15 protein-coding genes are annotated in these 22,979 nt (G+C 51.5%); 3 read left to right on the top strand and 12 right to left on the bottom strand.

Annotated features, from left to right (window positions below):
- Positions 1-425 precede the first annotated feature (425 nt).
- From mdeB to QN379_RS04720, 3 genes are all read right to left on the bottom strand, one after another.
- Positions 426-3,110: an alpha-ketoglutarate dehydrogenase gene (gene mdeB / locus QN379_RS04730; protein WP_323506139.1), complete on the bottom strand. Its 2,685-nt coding sequence runs from the start codon at positions 3,108-3,110 to the stop codon at positions 426-428.
- A gap of 377 nt (positions 3,111-3,487) precedes the next feature.
- Complete coding sequence (locus QN379_RS04725; RefSeq protein WP_322233990.1) at positions 3,488-5,068, bottom strand: isocitrate lyase; 1,581 nt, start codon at positions 5,066-5,068, stop codon at positions 3,488-3,490.
- A gap of 605 nt (positions 5,069-5,673) precedes the next feature.
- On the bottom strand, positions 5,674-6,210 hold the full coding sequence (locus QN379_RS04720; protein ID WP_322233992.1) for a DUF2058 domain-containing protein: 537 nt from the start codon (positions 6,208-6,210) through the stop codon (positions 5,674-5,676).
- Between the two features lie 285 nt (positions 6,211-6,495).
- Between QN379_RS04720 and QN379_RS04715 the strand changes: the two genes are divergently transcribed.
- Positions 6,496-7,287 carry a GntR family transcriptional regulator gene (locus QN379_RS04715; RefSeq protein WP_322233993.1) on the top strand — a complete coding sequence of 264 codons (792 nt, stop codon included), beginning with the start codon at positions 6,496-6,498 and terminating at the stop codon, positions 7,285-7,287.
- Between the two features lie 17 nt (positions 7,288-7,304).
- Here the strand turns inward: QN379_RS04715 and QN379_RS04710 are convergent, their stop codons facing one another.
- The 5 genes from QN379_RS04710 to QN379_RS04690 form a co-directional block, all read right to left on the bottom strand.
- Positions 7,305-7,799: an aconitase X swivel domain-containing protein gene (locus QN379_RS04710; RefSeq protein WP_323506138.1), complete on the bottom strand. Its 495-nt coding sequence runs from the start codon at positions 7,797-7,799 to the stop codon at positions 7,305-7,307.
- Complete coding sequence (locus tag QN379_RS04705) at positions 7,796-9,031, bottom strand: aconitase X catalytic domain-containing protein (RefSeq protein ID WP_323506137.1); 1,236 nt, start codon at positions 9,029-9,031, stop codon at positions 7,796-7,798. Before QN379_RS04705 ends, QN379_RS04710 begins: the two co-directional genes overlap by 4 nt.
- Positions 9,032-9,090: 59 nt before the next feature.
- Positions 9,091-10,419 (bottom strand): MFS transporter, encoded by a 1,329-nt coding sequence (locus QN379_RS04700; protein WP_323506136.1) that lies wholly within the window; start codon positions 10,417-10,419, stop codon positions 9,091-9,093.
- A 553-nt stretch (positions 10,420-10,972) separates the two neighbouring features.
- Positions 10,973-12,100 carry an alkene reductase gene (locus QN379_RS04695; protein WP_323506135.1) on the bottom strand — a complete coding sequence of 376 codons (1,128 nt, stop codon included), beginning with the start codon at positions 12,098-12,100 and terminating at the stop codon, positions 10,973-10,975.
- A gap of 342 nt (positions 12,101-12,442) precedes the next feature.
- The gene (locus tag QN379_RS04690) at positions 12,443-13,435 is read right to left on the bottom strand and encodes an alpha/beta hydrolase (protein ID WP_323506134.1); all 993 of its coding nucleotides are present in this window, start codon (positions 13,433-13,435) and stop codon (positions 12,443-12,445) included.
- Positions 13,436-13,804: 369 nt separating this feature from the next.
- Between QN379_RS04690 and QN379_RS04685 the strand changes: the two genes are divergently transcribed.
- Positions 13,805-14,314: a DUF2380 domain-containing protein gene (locus QN379_RS04685; protein WP_323506133.1), complete on the top strand. Its 510-nt coding sequence runs from the start codon at positions 13,805-13,807 to the stop codon at positions 14,312-14,314.
- A gap of 163 nt (positions 14,315-14,477) precedes the next feature.
- On the opposite strand, the gene QN379_RS04680 is transcribed toward QN379_RS04685, so the two are convergent.
- Complete coding sequence (locus QN379_RS04680; protein WP_322234008.1) at positions 14,478-15,614, bottom strand: acyl-CoA dehydrogenase family protein; 1,137 nt, start codon at positions 15,612-15,614, stop codon at positions 14,478-14,480.
- 96 nt (positions 15,615-15,710) lie between these two features.
- Positions 15,711-19,223 (bottom strand): indolepyruvate ferredoxin oxidoreductase family protein, encoded by a 3,513-nt coding sequence (locus QN379_RS04675; RefSeq protein ID WP_323506132.1) that lies wholly within the window; start codon positions 19,221-19,223, stop codon positions 15,711-15,713.
- 133 nt (positions 19,224-19,356) lie between these two features.
- Here QN379_RS04675 and QN379_RS04670 point away from each other — a divergent pair, with 133 nt between their 5' ends.
- Entirely contained in the window at positions 19,357-19,815 is a 459-nt protein-coding gene (locus QN379_RS04670) for an Lrp/AsnC family transcriptional regulator (RefSeq protein ID WP_322234012.1), read from the top strand.
- Positions 19,816-19,882: 67 nt separating this feature from the next.
- Here the strand turns inward: QN379_RS04670 and QN379_RS04665 are convergent, their stop codons facing one another.
- Positions 19,883-21,175: an MFS transporter gene (locus QN379_RS04665; protein WP_323506131.1), complete on the bottom strand. Its 1,293-nt coding sequence runs from the start codon at positions 21,173-21,175 to the stop codon at positions 19,883-19,885.
- 218 nt (positions 21,176-21,393) lie between these two features.
- Positions 21,394-22,809, bottom strand: coding sequence for an FAD-linked oxidase C-terminal domain-containing protein (locus QN379_RS04660; RefSeq protein WP_323506130.1), 1,416 nt, complete (start codon positions 22,807-22,809; stop codon positions 21,394-21,396).
- Between the last annotated feature and the right edge of the window lie 170 nt (positions 22,810-22,979).

Raw genomic sequence — 22,979 nt, 5'->3', positions numbered from 1 at the left:
TTGCATCATGTGACCAGTTTTTCGGCCATCCGAAACCGCTATGAAATCTTTACGAAAGCGGCTCACTAAGGTCACTTTCACCGTCGTGGAGCCGCTGGTGACTAGCACTAAATGTCGTCTGGTTTAAACAAGCCAAACAGCATGCGGCGCGCGACTAAGCCGCGAGGAGCAAGTTGTCCATAATTGCCGAACCCTCCTTAAACCAACTGCTGAACCACCTTCGGCGGGGCGACAACATCGCGTTGCCGGATCTTTTTATTAAAATCGTCAGCGAACATCCCCGATATTTAATGCATCCAATTTTCCAAAAACCTGATTCCCGTGTGCGTTAGCGCATACGCAACAACTCGGGGGCGCTACCTGTCACCGGCCTCACGTTGGTCACAAGCGATTATTGGATTGCAATGGCGACCGCTCCGCATACATTAAACCGTCATCGCTAACGGTTTACCCAAATCCAGCCCAAGCACTTCTGCAAACTTCGCCAACTGCGCGGCATCTTTGCCGGAAGGCAGCGCACGCAATGCGGCAAACGCAATCCATTTCGCATCGACTTCAAAAAAATCACGTAGGTTAGCGCGTGTATCGCTGCGTCCAAAGCCATCCGTTCCCAATGTAACGTAATCTGCCGGGACGTAGGCACGGATACTTTCGGGAATACTCCTCACGTAATCGCTGGCGGCAATAACAGGCCCCCTACTCGGGCTCAGTTGCTGCGTGACATACGCTTCGGTCGAAACGTAAGAAAGGCGTTGATTGCGTTCTGCTGCGATGCCGTCGCGTGCCAGCTCGGTGAAGCTGGTGACGCTCCAGACTTCCGCGATCACACCGAATTTTTCTTTAAGCAAAGCAGCAGCGCCAATTGCTTCTTTCAAGATCGGTCCGGCACCCAGCAAACGTACGTCAGGATTTTCCTGCGATTGTAGGCAATACATGCCGCGCTTGATACCCTCTTCAGCACCTTGCGGAAGGCTCGGCTGCGCTTCATTTTCGTTAGTCGCGGTGAGGTAGTAAAAAACATCCTCATTGTTGTCCAGCATACGGTGCATACCATCCTGCACGATCACTGCCAATTCATAGGCATACGCAGGATCGTAGGACACACAATTCGGCACCATTGCTGCCATCACATGACTGGAACCATCCTGATGCTGCAAGCCTTCGCCCGCCAGCGTGGTGCGCCCTGAGGTCGCGCCAATCAGAAAGCCGCGCGCACGTTGGTCGGCGGCGGCCCAGATCAAATCGCCGATGCGCTGGAAGCCAAACATCGAGTAGTAGATATAGAACGGCAACATCGGCAAACCATGTACCGAATAGCTGGTTGCAGCCGCCGTCCACGAAGAAATCGCCCCCGCTTCGGTAATGCCTTCTTCCAAAATCTGTCCGTCCTTGGCCTCGCGATAGGACAGAATTGAGCCAATGTCTTCTGGCTCATATAGTTGACCTTGTGCGGAATAAATCCCCACTTGCCGAAACAGGTTGGCCATGCCGAAAGTACGTGCCTCATCGGCCACAATCGGTACGATGTGTTTGCCTATTACAGCGTCCTTCAACAATCCCCCCATCATCCGCACCAGCGCCATGGTGGTCGACATCTCCCTGTTATCGGCTTCGAGCGCAAATTTAGCGTAGGCACTGATTTCCGGTACTGCCAATTTGGTTTGCACTTTATTTCTGCGTGGCATGAAACCACCCAGCGAAGCGCGTCGCTCCAACAAATGGCGCATTTCGGCACTGTTATCAGCGGGCTTATAAAACGCCAGCGCTTCGCAATCCGCATCCGAAATCGGTAAACGAAAGCGGTCACGGAACGCGATCAGATCGCTGGTATCGAGTTTTTTCTGTTGGTGCGTGGTCATCTTGCCCTGACCCGCTGCGCCCATACCAAAACCTTTTTTGGTTTGCGCCAAAATCACCGTAGGTTGACCACGATGATTGGCCGCTGCCTCATACGCCGCATGAATTTTTTTCATGTCGTGGCCGCCGCGTCGCAGACGATCGATCTCATCGTCGGTCAGCGTTGCACCAATCGCCTGCATCGCTGGATTCTGCCCGAAAAAATGGGCGCGATTAAATGCGCCATCATTGGCCGCAAATGTTTGCAACTGACCGTCTACTGTATCGTTTAACGCATTGACCAACTCGCCCGATTTGTCGCGTGCAAATAACGGGTCCCAGTCTGAACCCCACAATAATTTAATGACGTTCCAGCCAGCGCCGGTAAATAAGGTTTCCAGCTCGTCGACGATATGACCGTTGCCACGTACCGGACCGTCGAGCCGTTGCAAATTGCAGTTAACCACGAAGACGAGGTTATCCAGCGTCTCACGCGAAGCAAGGCTGAGCGCGGCCAGCGATTCCGGCTCATCCATCTCACCATCGCCAAATACGCCCCAGACCTTGCGGTCCTGCGGTTTCAGCAGACTGCGGTTCTCCATGTAGCGCATAAAGCGCGCATGATAAATCGCGCTGATCGGACCGAGTCCCATCGAGCCGGTCGGAAACTGCCAGAAATTTTCCATCAGCCAAGGGTGTGGATAGGACGACAATCCCTGCGTACCTTGTTTCTTGCCTTCAATTTCCTGCCGGTAGAACGATAATTCTTTCTCCGTCAGCGTGCCTTCAAGAAATGCACGCGCGTAAATACCGGGAGCAGAATGGGCCTGAAAGTACACCAGATCACCGCCGAAATCGTCAGTCCTGGCACGGAAAAAGTGGTTGAAGCCGACTTCGAACAGATCGGCTGCCGAGGCATAACTGGCGATATGTCCGCCCAGTTCGCCATACGCGCGGTTGGCGCGCACCACCATTGCCAATGCGTTCCAGCGGATCAGACTACCCAGATGTTGCTCCATGGCGAGCGCATCTGAACCGCCCGGAAAAGGAGGCTCGTCTTCAACGCGGATGGTGTTGGTATAAGGTGTATTGCGCGAGTCACGCCATTTGATGCCAGCCTTCTGCGCAGCTGCGCTCAGCCGCGACAGCAGATAACGCGCACGTTCCGGACCAGCGGCTTCGATCACGCCTTGGAATGCCTCCATCCATTCGCTGGTTTCTTGCACATCGCTATCGAACTGACCATTCAAATGGTTCGTGGATGACATTTCCATGACTTTCGTTCCTCGCTTGATACATAGAATGAATCGAAAACAAGATAAAGGAGGGATGGTAATGATTACATCCTCCTACACGTCCAACCTTCTCAAAAAGTTTAAATAATGACTACAAGATCACCACTATCAAGGATTACCGAGCTAGTCCGACTGTTAACGCCCGCTATCATTGGATGTGGATTTTTCAAATGATGTCGTCGATTCTAATACCTATATTGTATTTGCATCAGAACCTGTCAGTTCACAAGCGTGTGCGACGCAAACATTGATTGATGTCTATTCACTTTTCATTGGATTACGATGACCTCAAACGCTCACAACGCCCATAAAAAAAGCTCGCCGAAGCGAGCTTTTTTTGACACTAGAGGCAGTTATTAGAACTGGTTCATCGTATTGTCTTTACCAGATGCTTTCAGCGCAGCGTCGCCACTGAAGTAATCTTTGTGATCATCGCCGAGGTCTGAACCGGCCATGTTTTGATGCTTAACACAAGCGATACCCTGACGGATTTCTTTGCGTTGAACGCCAGCAACATAACCCAACATACCTTGATCACCGAAGTAATCCTTTGCCAGGTTGTCAGTAGACAATGCAGCAGTATGATAAGTCGGCAGCGTGATCAGGTGATGGAAAATACCGGCTTCACGTGCTGAATCGGCTTGGAAAGTGCGGATTTTTTCGTCAGCAGCAATCGCCAACTCCGTTGCATCGTATTCAACACTCATCAAACCAGCGCGATCGTACGAAGAAACATCTTTGCCTTCACTTTTCATGATGTCAAAAATTTGCTGACGGAAGTTCAGTGTCCAGTTGAATGATGGGCTGTTGTTGTACACCAGCTTGGCATTTGGAATAACTTTACGAATCGCCTTAACCATACCGCCGATTTGTGCAATGTGTGGTTTTTCAGTTTCAATCCACAGTAAGTCAGCACCGTTTTGCAGGGATGTAATTGAGTCCAGAACACAACGCTCTTCACCAGTACCAGCGCGGAACTGGAACAGGTTACTAGGCAAACGCTTAGGGCGGACAAGTTTACCGTCGCGCTTGATGATGACGTCGCCGTTTTTCATCGCATCGGCCGACACTTCTTCAACGTCGAGGAAGGAGTTATATTGATCACCCAAATCGCCAGGCTCATTCGTTACTGCGATTTGCTTGGTCAGGCCAGCACCCAATGAGTCGGTACGCGCAACGATGACACCGTCGTCTACACCCAGTTCCAGAAACGCGTAGCGAACCGCGCGGATTTTGGCGAGGAAGTCTTCGTGAGGAACCGTTACTTTACCGTCTTGATGGCCGCACTGCTTTTCATCAGAAACCTGATTTTCGATCTGGATGCAGCATGCACCCGCTTCGATCATCTGCTTAGCCAACAGGTAGGTCGCTTCCGCATTACCGAAACCGGCATCAATATCAGCAATGATTGGTACTACGTGCGTGATGTGGTTATCAATTTTATCCTGAATCGCTTGCTTGGCAGCACCTTCAGCACCGTCTAATTGACGGAATAAACCACCCAACTCACGTGCATCAGCTTGACGCAAGAAAGTGTAAAGCTCTTTGATCAGCGCCGTTACAGCAGTCTTCTCGTGCATCGACTGGTCAGGCAATGGGCCGAACTCAGAACGCAATGCGGCAACCATCCAACCCGACAAATATAAATAGCGACGATCGGTGCTGTTGAAGTGTTTCTTGATAGAAATCATCTTCTGTTGACCGATAAAACCGTGCCAACAACCCAAAGACTGGGTGTACTTGGACGAGTCAGCATCGTAGTTGTTCATGTCATCGCGCATGATTTTCGCAGTGTAACGTGCGATATCCAAGCCCGTTTTAAATCTGTTCTGAATGCGCATACGTGCAGCGGACTCAGGATTAATCGCGTTCCATGCACTACCTTCTTTGTCCTTCAAACCGGTGATGGCTTTGATGTCTTCTTGATATTGTGACATGTGGATTCCTTAATAAAGTAAGTTTGAAAATAAGTAAGACTAAAAAACGAATCGGGTGCTGAGGCATCTCTTCACTCATGCCCGAACAACAGGGCGGTGAACTCAAAGCAAAACTGCATGGATCAATAATAGCCGGTTTTTCTCATATGAGCCATGTCTTATATAAGACATATGACTTAAATTAATCTCTTTATTTTCATATACTTACATACTATTTTTTGCTATGTGAAATGTATTTTCAAAAAAAATGTATAAATTCCCTCATTTTTTTCATGCCGTCATTTCACAGTGTGGAATCAACTTTCCGTATCGTGGAAAAACCACAGTTACAGTTCGCCTTAACCCGTTTAAGCGAGCGAATTGTTAAGCGATGACAGACAAAAATGATGTAAACGCCGAAATTTAGTCACCGCCGGAGAGGCAGTGCAGGCGTGTGTTGCGAAAGCGGCACATTCGCCCTTCCGCCTAATGACTTTTAACGGAAAAAGGGAAACTACTTTTTTACATGAGATGAAAAATACATGGATCGAGCGCCCGCCAAGCCCGGACGCTGACGCTGAAGGACGAACGTTGAAAACGTTAAACGCAAGCCAACATTATCGCAATTACCACATCAAATCGTCCGGGATCTGGAAGGCTGCATACGGATCGTCAGCGTCAATTTCAGTGCTAGTCTTGCTCACCCGCACGACGAGCGAGTCATCGCGCTCCGCGATCTTGTCGGCAATAATTCTAGGCACCAATTCAGGCACGCCACCCTGACAAATAATCACCAGACGCCCAGCCACTAAATGCGCTTGAACCGCGGCAGATACATATAGCCGTTCGATCTTCTTGTCATGCGTAAAATGATAGGCGATATCGCCAGCGCCCTTGCTCTGGCGATTCTGCTGCACCATTTGGGTAATTTGCGCCAGGATTGCCTTTTGGGTTGCGGCCGCGTCGCGCTGTGCATTGAGTTCGCGGGCGCGATCAGCATTCTTGCGTTGCGTGTCGAGTGCTGCCTGGCGCGACTCATCAACACTGGACGTACCTGCACGGCGCTCAGCCTTTTGCTGCTTACTCTTGTCCTGGTGCGCCACTTTGGCTTTGTTTTTGTCGACCAGGCCAGCTTTTAAAAATTGCTCTTGCAAAGAGGCCATATGAACTACTCCGTAAATAGGGTCTACCGGATCATGCAATGATGCCGATCAGTGGAAAGACGCTAGCATAGCAAAAATGTCGACCAAGCAGATCAGGGATCGTGACTGGCAAGCATTCAAACTCTGTCAGAGTACCGCTGTGGCAAGGGATTGTGCGGCTTGAATGTGGATTTTCTGTGCATCAAACCATGCCGATTCCACGCATCGCAAAGCTATAATATGAGTCAATACAAGTAAATGCTGTCGGCACGGACTGCGTCTGCCTCTGCGTCATCAAGGAACCAAATGAAACTCGATCGTCATAGTAATGTAGCGATGTACGTGCAGATCGCCGATGCGCTGGCGCGCGACATCGCGCAGGGCATATACCCACCATCGGCGCGCCTACCTTCGGAAGCGGATCTGGTGGCTCAGTTCGCAGTCAGCCGCGTCACTGTTCGTCAGGCTATCGATCAGTTGGGCCGTCAGGGGCTTGTGACCCGCAAACAAGGCAAGGGGACGTTTGTGTCACGTCAGGTCATGCATCATGAGCTAGGTGATCTGGAAGGCTTCTATGATGTCTTGCTTAAACAAGGAGTCGTGCCACAAACGCAATTGCTGGAATTTGTACCAGTCCTCACGCCGCAAGAACTGGTGGCCACCTTCGACGAAACTGTCACGCAATTGCATTTTCTGAAACGCTTGTATCTGGTCGATAACAAACCCATCGCTATCGCCTATGGCTATCTGCGGTTGGACAACGCCAATGTCACTTGGGAAGAGGCGCAGCGCTATCCGATCTATGGTTTGCTCGACCACTTCACATCTGCCCAAATCGCCCGCGCCGACATACGCATTCGCTCAGAACAAGCCACACGCAAGGTCAGTCAAGAACTCGCCCTGCCGTCGCGGGCCTCCACACTGGTCATGCAGCGTACGTCCTTTTGCAATCTTGGTCGGGTCCGTGAGCACTCGACGTTCTACATTCGACCTGAGAACTATGAGTTCAAACTGAGTGTTTCAGGACCGTTGCCGATTAGCTCATCGCTTTTTAACGTCTTGTCCACGCCCGACCAGCACACTAGCGCCACGGTCTGATCCACACAGCTCAGTTGTTACTCGCGACCAATAAAACGTACCTTCTGTGGCGAACCGTCAGCAGCCAGGTGATCATCCGCTGACGCCGGGGCAATAACAGGGCCGCGCAACACACGCAAGGTTTTGGTTGCCGGATCAATCTCTACCAATGCACCATGGGGAATCAACGACGTCACGTCCTCATCGAACCCCGCCATCATTGAGATGCCGCCAAGCGCTGCACCTTGTACCAAAATCGGGTTGACGCTGTTGAACACAATGGCGAGTGGCACCATGTCACGCGACTGCATTTCATTCAACATCCACGCACTCGCCACGCCACCCTTAGCGGTATCAAGTACCAAAATTTTGCCAATATAGGATTGGCCGACAAGCTTGTGCGTTGGTCGGGAAAACACCCCGCGCAAGCGATTCAAATCGTAGCGTGCGGAGAATCCATCCTTCGCCACCAGTGCTTCAGCGGACACTTTATTTCCCATCGCATAGCGCGCGGTCAAGACTAGTTCACTCATGATAACTCTCCCGTTACAGCAGCATTCACGCAGTCTTCCATCGATGCGAGCATCGGTACATAACCGTAACCGCCCAGTATATTAATCAACTTGGCGCTATTACTGGCGAGCCGTTTCCAGCCCTTGGCCTCTGCGATTTCACGTGCGTACGACTGATAAAAACACATGCCCGACATCACGGTTCCGCCTGCCGCCTCAATCCGGTCGGTGAAACCAAAACGATCCGCATCTGGCTTAACCTGCGGACTGGTAATCGCCAGCAGCGGTATCTTGAAGCGGCGACCTTCGCACAGTTCAGCCAGGGAACGCAGTTCGTACAAGCTCAGTTGCGGCGCGGAGAACACGACGACATCAATAGTCTTTTCCACAGCGTAGCTTTTCGTCAGCGCATCGATATCGCTTCGGGTAATACGATGATGCACTGGAAGCTTGTGGCCTCCAACATCTTCCAGTCGCGACGCTTCCGGCGTGATACCAACGATATGAAACAGCGCGATCGATCCGAAGCTCGCCATCGCTGCGCCAAAGTGTTTCAACTCATCCGAAGTCGGCGCAACGGTGAGGCCATCAATCACCGGCACTTCCCAATAGTTACCCGCCAATCGCCCGATTACGCCACCCAGTGCGCCCCACTCGTTGAGCGTTTTTGGCGTCAGGTTAACCTGAAAACGCAGCGTCGCCTGACGATGCGCATCAAGATGAAAGCCATAGCGCGGCGTCCGTCCGGTCAAACCTGCCGAAATAGCAGAAGGACCACCCTCGAAGTTCGAGCGCGCGCCGTTGATCGAGTTGGAATAGATCACGACACCGGTATCGCCGAACGCGACGTGTTCGCCACGTGTCGCTGCCTGCACCGTCTGATAGTTGATGCAAGTATCCGTCATGCTGACACCGAGCTTGATGAAGGCATCGATTGCGCGACGTTCCAGCTCTAACATCCAAGACTGCTGGCCCAGCTCATTCGCTTTGGAAAAATCGGTCCCGCGCGGATCGGTGATGGTCGGCACGCGGACGCGATGCAGGCCATCTTTGACGTCGCACAAGCGTTCCAGCCACATGACGCCAGCCTGACCAAGGCTTTCGGTATCGGCCATGACGTGCGCTTGCGTGACAGGAACAAAGTCGCGTGCGTCAAAAAAATCACCGACCATGATCTGATGTTGCATAGCGATCTGCACGACTTCACCCATCTCACCGGCCAGCATCGCCTTCTCTTCGTCATTGAGGTGCATGTTTTATCCTGTGTAAGTTGTTTTTAATCTGTTTTGTAACCTGATTTGTAACCTGCTACTCATGCCTTTGCACCCACAATACTCGCCATGATCTCGGTCCCTGGCGCGGAATCGTCGTGATCGATAAACGGTTTGTCTGGTCTCATCCAGAATGCGGCCACCATACCGATCAACAGCAAGCCAATCGATAATACAAACGGCAAGTGCCAGTTCCCCGTCTCGTCGATGATGAAACCAAATAGTAATGGTGAGGTAATCCCTGCCACGCCGAAGCCGATATTCATAAAACCACTTGCCGTTCCTGCATAACGGGGGGTGATATCCATCGGCACTGCCCAGAGCGGAGCAATCACCAACTCCATCAAGAAGAACGCCATGCACAAGCAGATCGATACAACCTTAAGATCAGTGAGAAAGAGTACCGGCAGCAAAAAAATCAGTGCACCACCCATACCCAGAATGATGACGTTACGCCGTGCCATTTGTACGTTACCGGTCCGTTTGAATACATGATCGCTCAACACGCCGCCCACCATATCCCCGCCGATCCCCGCAATGAACACGCCAGAAGTGAACAACGCCGAATCACGCAGATTCAGGTGATAGTTGTGCATGAAGAAGGACGGCAGCCAGGTCAGAAAAACCCATAGCGTCCAGGCGTAGCAGAAGTCGACCAGCGTGACCGGCAGCATCCGCCGTAATAGACGCCTGACCGGCACTTTGACACTTTGTTTATGTAATGCAAGCTTAGGCAACCGCGCAAGCTCTTCAGGATTCATGCCCGGATGCGTTGCTGGGTCATCGCGGAAATACCAGTACCACGCCATGATCCACAGCACGCCGATAACACCTGCGATGATAAAGGTACCGCGCCAGTTCCAGAAGGTCATCAGCAACACCACGATTGGTGGCGTCAATGCACTCCCAAGACGCGCGCACGCATGGGTAATGCCTTGACCAAGTCCGCGCCGTTCCGCAGGCAACCAGCGAGCCATCGCACTGGTGGCGGTAGCAAGCGTCGGCGCTTCACCGATGCCCAGTAAAATCCGGCACATGACCAGTGACACAATGCCGCCAACAAATCCGGTCAGCAACGACGCACAAGCGACAATTAAACCAAAGGCTGTCAGTATCCGACGCGGCCCGAACTTGTCACCTAGCCAGCCACCGAATAACTGCACGATGGCGTAAGGATAGGCAAAGGCGGAAAACGCAAACCCGAGTTGCGTATTCGACAGTTGCAAATCGCGGCGGATGGCATCTGCTGCAGTCGCAATATTGACGCGGTCTGAGTACTGAACAAGATAGAGCAGACAGATCAGAAGAAGTACGCAATCTGACACTTTCGGCTTCCAGCGAAGATTCTTCACTACCGTTCTACTGTCCACCGATCCCTCCTTTTTAGGCAAGCGAGGTGTTTGAATCTATCTCACCATCTCGCCAAGTCTACACTTCAATGTATTAATACGACTTAATACATCTTAGAATATAGACCGGCATAATGCCTGTCAACAGCTTTGCGATAGATTGCCATCGAGACATCTATTTGCCGCTCTCGATACAATCGTCTTAATTCAAGATATCAAGATATAAATGTTGCGAAGGAAGTCAGGTCAACCTGTTTGCCGCTTGTTCTACGTCGCTAAACTGCAGATTATCGTTGGTGTTCATGCGAGCCTGGATTGAGGAAGCATTCCGATGTGATTGCAAGTCGCACCTCACGAACGGAGCAGCGAAATAGGCGTGTTACTCGTCATGCGAGCCGATTCACTCACCTCGACTAACATGAGCAGAACCTCTCCTGGAGTGCAAAAGACAAACCGGCTACGCCAAGGATAATCGCATTGCAGGAAGGTTTAAACGCAACAATGCATAACCTGTTGTCGGGAGTTTCGTCTGTTATGACGGAATCCCGAGTATCAAGGTGTATTGCCCGATTTCTTATGCGGCCACGCTGCCATCGAGTGTCGGATAGTCAACATAGCCATGCGCATCACCGCCGTACATCGTCGATGGATCGGCTTCGCTGAGCGGTGCGGATAGTCGCATACGCTCGACCAGATCTGGATTGCTGATAAACGGTCGACCAAATGCGATCAAATCAGCCTGCCCCGCATCCAACCGATCATCTGCCAATGCGGCGTCGTATCCGTTATTTGCCATATACGCGCCGTTAAACAAAGAGCGTAATAGTTGCAGGTCGAAGCCGCCGGGTACCTCGCGCTCACCACCGGTATCGCCTTCAATGACGTGAAGATATGCAAGATTAAAAGCGTTCAATTTTTCAATCACGTGGGTGAAAAGAGCCTGTGGATTACTATCCCAGATATCACCGAATTTGCTGAGCGGTGAGATCCTTAAACCCACCCGATCGCCACCCCACACTGCGGTGACTGCCTCCGTGACTTCTGCCAAAAGGCGAACACGGTTTTCGATACTGCCGCCATATTCATCCGTGCGTTGATTGGTTTTGTCGCGAAGGAACTGATCAAGTAAATAACCATTCGCCGCATGAATTTCAACCCCATCAAAACCGGCAGCTAACGCGTACTTAGCCGCATCCTGATACTGGGTAACGATGCCCGCCATTTCGTCCAGCCGCAATGCCCGCGGCGTCACCAATGGCACGAAGCCATCGTTGGTATAGGCTTGTCCTTCTGGTTTAATCGCAGAGGGCGCAACCGGCAATTCACCATTCGGCTGAATGGAAGGATGCGAAATCCGACCAACATGCCACAACTGCAAAAAGATATGGCCGCTTTTAGCATGGACCGCGTCGGTAATTTTCTTCCAGGCCCCAACTTGCGTCTCGTTATAAATGCCTGGTGTAAAAACATACCCTTTACCTTGGGGCGAAATTTGAGTGGCTTCGGCAATAATCAGCCCCGCACTCGCGCGTTGCGCATAGTACAAAATCGCCATGTCACTCGGCACATCACCATCAGTCGCCCGACTGCGTGTCAACGGCGCCATCACGATACGATTAGGGAGTAGATAAGGACCGAGTTGAACACTTTCGAATAAACGGTCGTTGCTAGGGTTGGCTGTCTTGCTTGAACCTGTTTGCATAGTGATCCTGATTAAAAAGAATGGGATTGAAGGTGAGCGAGCGAAGAAGATATTTATTTACCTAACGCTGGTGAGAAAAAAACCCGTTATTTAAATACCTCACCATCCGAAGAATGGCAATTTTGCAAGGCTATTGTCGACATCAAACAAAATGTCGCATTTATTTGCCGGGTCATCGAGATTTTCAGGTGATGCGATGATAATCGCATCACCTTGGACAAATGATGATTTTGCCAACAAAGGCGACAATCAGACATCTTGAACACGCTACGTCTTCGACGATCTATCATAAAACTTTAACTTTGCACAAAGCAGCTTTGCGCACGCCATAGCCATGTAAACCTACTTTAACTGCTTTTTCAGTTCTTCACCGGCGTGCTCAATTGATGACCGCACGGCTGGTACCTCGCTGATAGCATTGAGCAGACCGAAGTCATGAATCATGCCGTTAAAACGTACGCTGGTGACCGGTACGCCAGCAGCATCAAGCTTGCGGCCATAGGCCTCGCCTTCATCACGCAGTACATCATTTTCGGCAGTGTGAATCAGTGTTGGCGGCAATCCTTTAAATTGTGCGGTGCTGCCTTGCAAAGGCGAGGCCGTAATTTCGCTCCGCTTGGCAAGGTCGGTCGTATAATTATCCCAGAACCACATCATCATATTCCGCGTTAAGAAATGACCTTCCGCAAATTGTTTATAGGATGCCGTCTCGAAATTGGCGTCAGTTACTGGCCAAAACAATATCTGCGCCCGAAGTGGCGGCCCGCCCCGATCTTTCGCCATCAACGCGACCACCGTTGCCATGTTGCCGCCCACGCTATTTCCCGCCACCGCTAGCCTGGCACCATCAACCCTCATTTCGTTACCATGCTCTGAAACCCACTTTGTTGCTGCGTAAGCTTGCTTAATTGCAATACCATACTGTGCTTCAGGTGAAGGCGTGTAGTTAACGAAGACAGCCACTGCACCCGACTGAACCACCAGATCTCGCACCATCCGCTCATGAGTGGGAAAATCTCCCAAGACCCAGCCACCGCCGTGGAAAAACATGAAAGCAGGCAATGCCTCGGAAACATCGACCGGGCGAACGATCGTCAGCTTGATATCGCCGCCATCGACGTTGATCATCTTTTCCATCACTTCGGCTGCTGGTAGCGTTAAATTAACGCCAGATTGCGCGTTAGCCAGGACCTTTCGTGCCTCCTCAGGTGATAATTTCTCCATCGGCTCACCGCCCGCGGCCGCCAGCTTTTCCAGGAATGCCTGCACTTGATGGTCAACTGACGGGTTTCCTGCCGCAACGTTCTTCATAGGTTTATCTTTATCCGTTTCCATAGAGCTTCCTTTCTAATTGAATGGGATGAAAACTGCGCTAGTGATTGAGATCGTTTGCTATGTTTTTAGCATAGTGCGCTATAAACTTTAGTCAATTAAGGGCGTCATCGATACGCCATTATTTTGCCGTTATTTCGCTATTACCAGCGCATTAATGATCGCGGTGATTAACAAAATACAATTACAATTGTGTTTATGTCTTGTCCGGCAAAAAAGATACTGTTGAATCATTCCTTATTGATAACATGCTGATAACATACCGACATGAGGAAGACGATTCGCGGCATCACCACAGCGAATATTCTTTCTGACTAAAAGGGACTGAATAGAATGCATTTTATTTTTTCGACCTGTCGACAAGGATTGCTAGTGATTTTACTAAGCCTTGTTCCTGCTATCGGCGTCTTCGCTGCGGGTACGCCCATCGCTATCCTGGATTTTGAGCTCAATGACCTGACACTCAATTTGACCGCTAATCCGGTCAATCCTGAAGAGGTAGTGCGTACATCGACGCTTCAATCACTATTAAAAAATGCGTTGATAGCGAAGGGCGGCTACACGATATGCGCTATCGATTCGCCCACTCAGGAAAAAGCAAATGCAGGGTTAGGGTATCTTTATGGTCATCCCGACGTTGCTGCAGAACTTGGGCAAAGCGTGGGCGCAGACTGGATCGTGGTTGGGCGCTTGCACAAAGCGAGTTTCTTGTTTGTCTATTTGAAAGCCCAACTGATTAATACAAAAACCAAACAAGTGGTCGAACAATACTCGGTCGAAATCAAGGGTCAGCAAAACAAGATTACGCCAAAAGGCGTGGACCGTCTGGCACAACAGATAAACGATACGATACGCTCCGAAGCCAGCCAGCCGCACCTCTAATGCGGCATCATGCCGAGACGGCACGCGAATTTTTGTATGTAAATTTTGATTAATTCGGCGCCATATTTCCACCCCAACAGGTTGATAAACGTAACAGCTCCGCAAAGATTGGCAGAGCATGACCCTCAACGGTCATGCTCTATGCCAATTTGCTACTCTTCCACTAATCCATCGCAATTGCCCTGGCAATCACCATCCGCTGAATATCACTCGTACCTTCATAAATCTGCGTCACGCGCACGTCGCGATAAATCCGTTCGACCGGAAAGTCACGCGTATAACCATAGCCGCCCAAGGTTTGCAGCGCCGCGCTACACACTTTCTCCGCGCCTTCAGACGCGAACAGTTTAGCCATCGATGCTTCTTTGAGGCACGGCAATCCGGCATCCTTCAGTGCGGCGGCATGCAGCGTCAATTGCCGCGATGCTTCAATGGTCATCGCCATATCTGCAAGCCGGAAAGCGACCGCCTGATGTGATAGTAAAGGCACACCGAACGATTCACGTTCCTTCGCATAAGTCAGCGCTGCTTCATACGCGGCACGCGCCATGCCGATTGATTGGGCTGCAATACCAATACGTCCCGCTTCCAGATTCGACAGTGCAATTTTGTAACCCTGTCCTTCCTCACCAACCAACGCATCAAGTGGTACGCGACAATTCTCAAAGCTAATTTGCGCGGTGTCCGATGCGTGCTGTCCGAGTTTTTTCTCAATACCGGCAACCCGATAACCGGGCGTATTGGTCGGTATCAAAAAGCACGACATTCCCTTTTTACCTTTAGCGGGATCGGTGAGCGCGAGTACGATAGCGACATCGGCCTCACGTCCGGTGGTGATAAATTGCTTGACGCCATTGAGTACCCATTCGTCGCCATCACGCCGTGCGCTGGTCTTCAATGCCGATGCATCGGAACCCGCTTGCGGTTCTGTCAGACAAAAACATCCCAATAAGCGACCGCTGGCGAAGCCTTCCAGATAGCGCGATTTTTGCGCTTCCGAGGCGAATTTTTCAGTGATCCCGCAGATGAGCGAATTCTGAACTGACACGATGGTGGATGTCGCGCCGTGGCCTGCTGCGATTTCCTCCAGTACCACGGCTAGTGTGACGTAATCCATGCCCGCGCCACCGTACTGTTCACTCACTGTCACGCCCATCGCGCCTAAGCCGCCTAGCGCTTTCAATGCTTCCCTCGGGAATAGGGATTCCGCTTCCCATTTTTCGGCAAACGGAGCCAATTGTTCTTGAGCGAAGCTGCGTATCGCTGCGCGGATCATTTGCTGTTCTTCGGTCAAAATCATGTTATCTCCGATTGTATTTATTAATGCATTGCCTTAACGTTAGAACATTAAAACGCCAAGCACCACATCTTCTAGTTTGATCTTTTCTATCAAGGCTTACGCGGCCTTAAAAGATAGCGTCTTGTAGCCGGATAAATCGACTGGTTTGTCGAATATTTCCAACAGTACAACTTTATCTTCGACATACTTCACGATTGCCGCGTGTTTGACTGGTCCGTATCCACGAATTTCACCCGGTAAGTGGGCCAAGGCGACCGCCGCTGTTAGATTCATCTTGCTGATTTTACTGCAGAGTTTTTCGATCATCGAGAAGTAGTCGACAATCAAACGACGTTCACTGGCACGCTCCTCGGTATAACCGAAAGGATCGAAACGCGTAGCGCGCAACCCGCGACACTTTGCCAACACCGCAAACGCAGAAAATATCCACGGGCCAAAGCGACGTTTCTTAGGTCGTCCCGTAGCCGGATCAATACCCGAAATCAACGGCGGCGATAGCCATACCGAGAGTTTGTCCGTAGTCGAAAATTGCTTTGCCAGCGACGCCCTGAAATCTGGTGCGGCATAAAGACGCGCTACTTCGTACTCATCTTTATACGCCATCAAACGGAATGCCTGCTCGGCGACTGCCGTGGCAAATGCTTCCGAATCGTTGCCCAGACGCTGTTCCGCCTGACGCGCTTGCATAACCAGATTGCGATACCGTCGCGCATAATCACCGCCTTGATAGGCAATAAGTTCATTTGCAAAAAAATCGACCGTTCCTTCAAAGTCTTTCGGGCGAATAGCAGCGGTATTGAGGTCAACCTCTGGCGCATCGATTTTATCCAGCGTTTCTGGACTAGCCGCAGCAATGCGCCCCCAAGCCAACGCGCTTTTGTTCATTCCCACCGCCGCACCGTTGAGTTCAATCGCCCGTGTCAACGCTTCCAGCGACAAAGGGACCAGACCAGACTGCCACGCATAACCCAGCATCAGCGTATGGGCGGCGACGGTATCACCAAATAAAGTTTGTGCCAAAGTACTGGCATTGAATGTATAAAAGCGATCCGTAACGGTACGGTTACGCACGCGTTCGAGCATCTCGTCCACCGGCAAACTGGCATCGCGTTGAGACACGACATCGGCCGTCTGTGTCTGCCCCAGGTTGACGATTGCAGCCGTGCGATGGACAGCAAAACGCGCCAGGTTATCGGCCGCAGCGGCCACTACTAAATCGGTCCCGATAAGCAGATCGACTGCGCCCACACCAATCCGCACTGCGCTGATCTCTTCGGCCATTGTCGCAATCCGTATCTGGCTGACTACCGCGCCGTTCTTTTGTGCCAGACCGGTAAAGTCGAGCACGCTCGCCCCTTTACCTTCAATATGCGCAGCCGCGCCCAACAACGCGCCCAACGTCAGTACGCCAGTACCGCCGATACCGGTCACATACACGTTATAAGGACCGTCGAGTAACGGTACGTTGACTGCTGGCAATGAAAGAATTGTCTGTGCTTCCAGTTCTTGCAAACGTTTAGGGTCGGGCTTGCGCAATTGCACACCGTCAATTTCGACAAAGCTTGGGCAAAAACCTTTGACGCAGGAGAAGTCTTTGTTGCAGGCGCTCTGATTGATTTCGCGCTTGCGGCCGAAATCAGTTTCCAGCGGTTGCACCGCGATGCAGTTCGATTGCACCGAGCAATCGCCACACCCTTCGCACACGCGAGGATTGATGAATAAACGCTTGTCCGGATCAGGAAAAGCACCGCGTTTACGACGCCGGCGCTTTTCCGACGCACAGGTTTGCTCATAGACAATGGCACTGACACCCGCAACTTCGCGCAATTTGCGCTGTACTTCATCCAACGCATCACGATGATAAATGTCCACGCCTTTTGCCAGTTCGGGATTACCTTCCCATCGTTCTGGATCGTCCGAGACAAATGCAATCGTCTCCACGCCTTCAGCCTGCAACTGACGCGTAATACGCAGCGGGTCCATCGACCCTTCCGCAGTTTGCCCGCCGGTCATCGCCACCGCGTCGTTGTACAGAATTTTGTAGGTAATATTGGTTTTTGCCGCCAGCGCAGCGCGAATAGCGAGCAAGCCAGAATGTTGATATGTACCATCGCCCAGATTCTGAAACACATGTGATGTCGCCGAGAACGGCGCCGCACCAACCCATTGCGCACCCTCGCCGCCCATCTGGCTGAAGGTAGTGGTTTTTAATTTTGGATCAGATAATGCCATCACATGGCAACCGATACCACCACCAGAAATTGAACCATCAGGCGTTTTGGTCGAAGTATTGTGCGGACAACCCGAGCAAAAATACGGGCGACGAATCGGAATCACTGTGCGTTGTGGCGGCAACAAACGGGCTTCCAGTGCGGCTAGCCGGGTGTGAAGTATCGGTGCTTTGTCGCCGATGCGCGCCACCAGCGCACGCGCCAGCATCAATGGCGTAAATTCAGAGATTTCCGGCAACAACGGTTTGCCGACCTGATCGGTCTTACCGACGACACAAGGACGCTTTCCACTGGTTTCATGAAATAGCGCTTCCTTAATCTGGGCCTCGACGATGGCGCGCTTTTCTTCGACAACGAAGATTTCTTCGCGCCCGTCAACAAACGCTTTCATGCCGACCGTTTCCAGCGGCCAACTCATCGCCACCTTATAAATCGCAATGCCGAGCGCCGTTAAATCCGCGGCTTTTAGGCCTAAATCTTCCACCGCCTGCATCACATCCTGATGCGCCTTGCCGACCGTCACAATACCTAACCAGCCGCCTTGCGTCGTCACAATAGTGCGGTCGAGTTTGTTAGCGCGGGCCCACGCCAACGCGGCAGGCAGTCTTTCATTGATCAGTCGCCGCTCAAGCTCAGCTCGCTCACCCGGCCACGCAATGCTTGGATCCCAGTTCAAACCGTGCGCTGGCACAATGAAGTCCTCCGGCGTCACGTAATGTGGCAATGGCGGCAATTTAAGTGATCCTGCGGTTTCGACCACTTCAGCGATCGTCTTCAGGCACACCCACAAACCCGAAAAGCGCGACAACGCAATGCCCGCCAGACCGAATTCAAGAATTTCAGCCAGGTTAGATGGTTGTAAAACGGGAATCGACGCCGCAGAAAATATGCCGTCAGTCTGATGCGGATACATCGATGATTGCGCCGAATGATCGTCACCCGATACCGCCAGCACGCCACCCAGAGCCGAAGTCCCCAGCATATTGGCGGAGCGAAACACGTCGCCGGTACGGTCAACCCCCGGTCCTTTGCCGTACCAAATACCGAAAACGCCATCGACTTTGGTCTCGCCATACGCTTTATGCATTTGCGCGCCCCACAAAGCGGTCGCGGCTAAATCTTCATTAAGCCCAGGCTGAAACACAATATCGTGCGCCGCAAGCGCCTTGGAGGCTTTCCATAGTTGCAGATCGTAAGTGCCAAGTGGAGAACCGCGATAACCCGACACCAGACCGGCGGTATTCAAACCCCGCGCACGATCCAGCATTCTCTGCATCATCGGCAAGCGCACCAGCGCCTGTGTTCCGGTGAGATAAATACGGCCATCCGTGCGCGTATAAACATCTTCAGCAGAATACGTCAGATCAACTTGTGTCATACAATCTCCACACTTTTTATAGTCAGAAAAGTATAGGTCTCAACTGCTAGCAATTGGGACCAAAAAGGACTACGTTAACTGTAGTTATTAAAGTGTTTCGACTAACAAAGTGACATTTAATAGTTCAATAAAAATGAAAATAGACAAATTCGACGTCAAAATACTCAATATTCTGGCAAATGATGGGCGAATTAGCTGGCGCGAGTTGGCCGATGCAATTGGTTTGTCTCTAACACCGACTTTACGCCGCGTGCGTTTGCTGGAAGAAAGAGGCTATATTCAGGGCTATATAGCCCGATTGGATGAGACAAGACTAGGCGGGGGATTGGTGGTATTTGTGTCAGTCGCTATGGACAAACAGGCGCTTGAAGCGCTGAACCATTTTGAAGAGAGAATTGCGCTGGTGCCGGAAGTAATGAGTTGCTTCCTGATGACGGGCGATGCAGATTATCTGTTACGCGTGGTGGTCAAGGATTTGCACAATTACCAAGCATTCTTGACCAACACCCTTACCCGTATTCCGGGCGTGGCGCATATCAAATCGAGCTTTGCACTGAAAACCGTTTTGATGAGAAATGCACCGCCGCTTTAATGAACGCCTGAACGCAATGCGGTATTGATGATAGTGCCGCCTTGCTGATAGTGAAGTTGGGATTGCACTATTTTGATGCCGTGAACAGCGTCAACAAACCGCCCAAAAACAAGCATCCGGCAAGCATATAAACGCCGCTGTCGAGCGTACCGGTAATCCCTTTGACCCAACCTATCAGCGTCGGCCCGACAAAGCCAGACAGATTACCGAATGAGTTGATCAACGCAATCCCGGCCGACGCACCCGCGCCGCCAAGATAGGCAGTCGGCAGACTCCAGAAAATCGGCAGCACGCTTAAGATCCCCATTGTTGCAATCGACATGCCCATTAAAGCGATCGGTACGTTGGCGCTAAACTTCACGCTGATGATAAATCCGATGGTTCCGATGACGGCCGGGACGAAGATGTGCCAGCGCCGCTCACCACGGCGATCCGCGCTGCGGGCGATCAATAACATAGGTATTACACCAGCCGCCCATGGCAATGCGCTGAGCAGGCCAATGTCGAGCGCGTCTTTTACGCCAGCGGCCTTGATGATGGTTGGCAACCAGAAGCTAATACCGTACAGAGAGAACACGAACAGAAAATAAATCAGGCTTAGCAACCAGGTACGGGCACTCCCAAAAGCCTTGCCTGTGCCCGAATGGGTCTTAGTCGCTTCTTCTTTTTGCATGAGGGCGATGACTTCGCGTTTTTCTAATTCGGTAAGCCACTTGGCATCTGCAACGTTGTCATCCAGATAGCGAAACAGAAAAAATCCTGCAATCACGGTAGGAAGGCCTTCGATCAAAAACATCCATTGCCATCCTGAAAGTCCCCCGATACCGTGGGTATCGCGCAAAATCCAACCAGACAGCGGACCACCGATCAGACCGGATAAAGGAAGAGCCAACAGGAATAACGATGTAGCACGTCCGCGTCGGTCAGCTGGATACCAGCGGGTGAGGTAATAAATGATGCCCGGGAAAAAGCCCGCTTCGGCCACGCCCAGCAAAAAGCGCAAAACATAAAATGAGGTAGCACCCTGAACGAACATCATCGCCGCCGACAGAAGGCCCCAAGTCACTAAAATACGCGCCAGCCAACGTCGTGGGCCGACTTTATGCATGATGATATTGCTGGGTACTTCAAAGAAAAAATAGCCGATGAAGAATACACCGGCACCAAGTCCATACACAGCATCGGTAAAATGCAGCTCGCCGAGCATCTGCAGTTTGGCGAAACCGATGTTGACGCGATCCAGATACGACAGGATGTAGCAGAATAAAAGAAACGGGATCAGGCGCAAGCTAATTTTTTTTGTATATTTGGTCGATGCCAGTCGACGCGTTAAATCGCACGCCCTCGGCAGTGGTGTCATTCATTTTTTGTCTCCGACTTGTTTATCCGGTTTGAACCGGTTTTAATAGTGTGTTATTTTAAAGCTGCGAAATTAACGTTAAAAAGCTGCCGTGAACTACCTTCCAAAAAATCTATTCTTATTCTGCTAACGCAGTTTTCCGTTGAAATCGGCATTGACCAAAGAGGAATGAATCCTCGTTCGCCCCTTGGCAATCGCTGATCTTTGCCGCCTGAACATTACTTCAGTTCAAATATTTTGCCGGGATTCATCAAATTCAGTGGGTCCAGCGCGCGCTTGATCGCACGCATCACATCTAACGCATCGTCACCGTGCTCGGTTTTTAGAAAATCCATTTTGTGCATGCCGATTCCGTGTTCGCCAGTACAAGTGCCACCCACGGCAAGAGCGCGCTCAACGATATTGGCGTTGATGCGCTCTGCTTCTATCCGCTCTTCCGGCTTATTCGGATCAATCAGGATAATGACGTGGAAGTTGCCGTCACCCACATGGCCCACGATCGGGCAAGGGAGCGATGAGGCCTGCAAATCCACATCCGTCGCCATCACACATTCAGCCAGACGCGAAATCGGTACGCAAACGTCAGTGACCACAGCCTGACAACCAGGCTTGAGTTGTAACGCAGCAAAGTAGGCGTTATGCCGTGCGTTCCATAGCTTCTTGCGATCTTCAGGTTGCGTTGCCCATTCGAACTGATGGCCGCCGTGTTCTGCAGCAATCTGCTGAACAGTCTCGGCCTGTTCCTTGACGCCATTTTCGCTACCGTGGAATTCGAAAAAAAGTGTCGGCATTTCTGCCAATTCGAGTTTGTCGTGCCGGTTAATCGCCTTAATCGACAACGCATCGACGAACTCGACCCGCGCAATCGGCACGCCCATCTGGATCGTTTCGATCACCGTCTGCACCGCATCCGCAATCGTAGGAAAAGCGCATATCGCGGCCGAAATCGCTTCCGGCTGCGGATAAACGCGCAGCGTGATCTCGGTGATGATGCCCAGCGTGCCTTCACTGCCGATATACACACGGGTCAGATCGTAACCAGCCGAGGATTTTTTGGCCCTTGTTCCGGTATGGATAATCTTACCCTCGGGCGTCACCACGGTCAGGGCCAGCACATTCTCCCGCATGGTCTGGTATCGCACCGCATTGGTACCCGACGCGCGCGTGGCGCACATACCGCCAATGGAGGCATCAGCGCCCGGATCAATCGGGAAGAACAGGCCGGTATGTTTGATTTCTTCGTTCAATTGCTTCCGCAAAACACCCGCCTGCACGGTCACCGTCAAATCATCGGCATGCACTGCAACCACGGCGTTCATACCGCTAAGGTCAAGACTGAGACCGCCGTGCGGTGCCAGAACATGTCCTTCAATCGACGTTCCTGCGCCAAATGGAATCAGCGGAACACGGTGTTCGTGGCACAACCGCATAACGGCCGCCGCCTCTTCCGTGGTCTTGACAAAGGCTACGGCGTCCGGGGCGATGATCCCGAACGGCGATTCGTCCTTGCCGTGGTGTTCGCGCACGGGCAGCGAGAGTGTAAATCGCGCGCCAAGCAAGACGGTCATCGCTTCGCAAAATGGCACGGGAAGAATTCGAGCGCTCAAAGGCGCAATTTTTGGCATGGCTGTCATGGTGCATCTCCGTTATGTTGCAGAGCCGAACTCTGGCGGTTCTAAGGCTAGGCTTCTGGTAAGTATGAATTGGAAATCAGGTTACTGTGGAAACAAGCGCCAGTGGTAATATCGATTGCATATCCTGCGTTCTCGTTTCCAGATGGCTGCGAACTGAATGCCATTAAGGC

Origin of the sequence: Glaciimonas sp. Gout2 (assembly GCF_035018905.1) — a bacterium.
Taxonomy (GTDB): domain Bacteria; phylum Pseudomonadota; class Gammaproteobacteria; order Burkholderiales; family Burkholderiaceae_D; genus Glaciimonas.
Note: the sequence above shows the minus strand (reverse complement) of the source record. Positions and strands in the feature narration are given on the sequence as shown.